The organism is Binatus sp. (SeqCode) (assembly GCF_036522015.1).
Taxonomy (GTDB): domain Bacteria; phylum Desulfobacterota; class Binatia; order Binatales; family Binataceae; genus Binatus.
In genome coordinates, this window is sequence record NZ_DATDGQ010000181.1 from 1 (window position 1) to 2,691 (window position 2,691).

Annotated in this window: 4 protein-coding genes; 2 read left to right on the forward strand and 2 right to left on the reverse strand. The window is 62.1% G+C overall.

Annotated features, from left to right (window positions below; genetic code table 11):
* Nucleotides 1-62: 62 nt before the first annotated feature.
* Nucleotides 63-695, reverse strand: a complete 633-nt coding sequence (locus tag VIW95_RS07630) for a ribonuclease HII (protein ID WP_331585018.1) — start codon at nt 693-695, stop codon at nt 63-65.
* A gap of 6 nt (nt 696-701) precedes the next feature.
* Entirely contained in the window at nt 702-1,241 is a 540-nt protein-coding gene (locus VIW95_RS07635) for a PH domain-containing protein (protein ID WP_331585020.1), read from the reverse strand.
* A 168-nt stretch (nt 1,242-1,409) separates the two neighbouring features.
* Between VIW95_RS07635 and VIW95_RS07640 the strand changes: the two genes are divergently transcribed.
* Together VIW95_RS07640 and VIW95_RS17465 are read left to right on the forward strand one after the other, a co-directional pair.
* A complete protein-coding gene (locus tag VIW95_RS07640; RefSeq protein WP_331585023.1) occupies nt 1,410-2,258 on the forward strand; it encodes an LLM class F420-dependent oxidoreductase in 849 nt (282 codons plus the stop codon).
* 280 nt (nt 2,259-2,538) lie between these two features.
* Nucleotides 2,539-2,691 (forward strand): helix-turn-helix domain-containing protein (locus VIW95_RS17465; RefSeq protein ID WP_349259302.1); only part of this gene is annotated, 153 nt, incomplete at its 3' end.

The following is a 2,691-nucleotide window of genomic DNA, read 5'->3' on the forward strand; positions in this document are numbered from 1 at the left end:
GGAACTCAATTTATCTGAAAACGCTGCTTCGAAATCCTAACCTCTCCTCGGACGAGGAGAGGTTAGGAATCAAATAATGGACGCTGCGCTGTCGCTGCTACCGGCTGGAACGAGCGGCGATGGATTGGCGAGGGACCCAGCTTGATCAGTAACTGCATGTGCTCGTTGGTGCAGTACCCTTTATGCTGCGCGAAGCCGTAGCCGGGATATTGGCCGTCGAGATCCACCATCATGCGGTCGCGCGTGACCTTGGCGATGATCGAGGCGGCTGCGATGCAGAAACTTCTGCGATCGCCACCGACGATTTTGGTTTGCGGCAGCTCAAGACTCGGGATCAGGCGCCCGTCAACCAATACGTGGCCGGGGGTGAGACTCAACGCGGACAGCGCGCGCCGGCTCGCGGACATCGTGGCCCAGTATATGTTGAGGCGATCGATTTCGTTGACCTCCGCGATGCCGACGCCGATCGCGATGGCGCGCGCGCGAATCGGGATGAACAATTCCTCGCGCTGCTCGTGGGTCAACTGCTTGGAATCATGCACGCCGCTGATGAACGTCTCGGGTGCGAAGACGACGGCCGCCGCGACCACCGGACCGGCCATCGGGCCGACGCCGGCTTCGTCGACGCCGGCGACAGCGTCGATGCCGAGTTTCCACAGGCGTCGTTCGTAGCGCAGGTCGGGTCGCTTGCTCATCGTGGACTATGCCATCCGCTTGAGGCGCGCCTTGCGAATCGTTTCGGCTGCGTTGTCGGGATCCTGGATTTCGTGGAGGCGGATGGCGTAGTCGGCGCTCGCGGCGGACGCGATGGTGACGTCGCCGAGTCCGAACATCCGTTGAATGACCCGCTTGTCGACTTCGACCGAGCGGATGTCGGCCAGCTCCATCTCTCGCCGGCGCGACGCGAGCAGCCCCCGCTTTTCGATCAGCCGATCGGAGGTGAGACTCCAATTGACGGTTCGCGCGCGAATCATCGTGACCAGCCACGTCAGCACGCCGAGGCCGACCACCGCGAAGCCGACCTGGATCGGCTGGAATTTGAGATAGAGCAGCCGGCCGCCGATCGCGATCAGGATTCCGCCGACCAGGAACCCGTTGGCGTAGTACCAGAGCGAGGGGCGGAATGTTGCCAGCGCATACTCGCGCACGGCAGACGGCTTGGGCGCGAACATCCGCGTGCCGCATCGCGCGCAAAAGGCGGCGCCTTGCTGGGTTTCGTTACCGCACTGGGGACATCTCATCGCGCGCCGCCTCGCCACCTCATCGAAAAGAGTCGATGCGATTATGATGATGCATGGCGCGCCGCGTCAATGCAGGTCCGGGTCTTCTTCTCCCTTCTCGAACTATTTTTGTGTCATTCTGGGCGAAGCGAAGAATCTCGGTGCCATCAACGGGTAGAAGGTGAAAAAATGAAATTCGGATTATTCGGAATCAACAACGGACCGTGTGCGTTTCCCAAGTGCGCCGCCGCCGTCGCGCTTGCGGCGGAAGGCGCTGGCTTCGAGAGCGTGTGGACGGGCGAGCATGTGATACTGCCCGACCCGCAAGCGCCGCCCTCGCCGGTGGCAGCGGACTACCCGATGCTCGACCCCGCGATTTCGCTGGCGTTCGTCGCCGCGCATACGTCGAAGATCCGGCTTGGCACCGGCATCATCATATTGCCGCAGCGCAACCCGGTGGTGCTCGCCAAGGAGCTCGCGTCAACCGACGTGCTGTCGAACGGACGGCTGATTTTCGGAATCGGGGTCGGCTACCTGAAGCCGGAGTTCGACGCGATCGGCGCGCCGTTCGATCACAAGGGTGCGCGCTCCGAGGAATGGCTGGCGGCGATGATCGCGCTGTGGTCGATGCCGAAGCCGGAGTTCAGTGGCAAGTGGATCTCGTTCAAGGGCGTCAATGCGATGCCCCGGCCGGTACAGCAGCCGCATCCGGAGATTGTCTTCGGGGGGCATACGAAGGAGGCATTCAGCCGGGCGGCGCGGCTGGCCAAGGGATGGTACGGGTTTGCGCAGGACCTGGGCGGGACGGCGAAGTGCGTCGAGGGGCTGCGACTGGCGTGCAAGGCCGCGGGCCGTCGATTCGAGGACGTCGAGGTGAGTATCACGCCGAGCCCGCGCGTGAAGGTCGATCGCGACACTGTGAAGCGTTACGCCGACTTGGGCGTGAGCCGGCTTATCCTGCTGCAACGCGGCACGGACGAAGCGGCGCTGCTCGACGGAGTCCGCGAGGTGTCGCGGGAGCTTATCGGCAGGAGCTAACTCGCAGTTAACGGGACTGGAGGCAGTCAGAATGGGACGATGAGTGTCCCAAGGGCGCGACGGCTCGCATTGACGAGTCGCGTTCGCTGCATGACCGTCATTTTTCTGTCGTAGTGGCAAAATCCTAGCGCAGCGGCGTTCAATCGCCGTCGCAGACCTGTTTATTCGTGTGACATTTAGGTCCGTGCCCTCTCGGCACGCAGTTTGCGATAAGCCCTCTCGTGGGTCGCTAAGGGCAGCCACGCGAATCAAAAAAGGATCTGGAAGAGGGAGCTGACAGATGCTGAAAAATGACAGCAGCCACGTGCTGACGGTTAAGGAGCTATCCGACTATCTGAAGGTTCATCCATCGACGATTTATCGGCAGCTCAAGCGCGGCCGGCTGCCAGCGTTCAAGGTCGGCAGCGATTGGCGCTTCAATATCGAATCGATC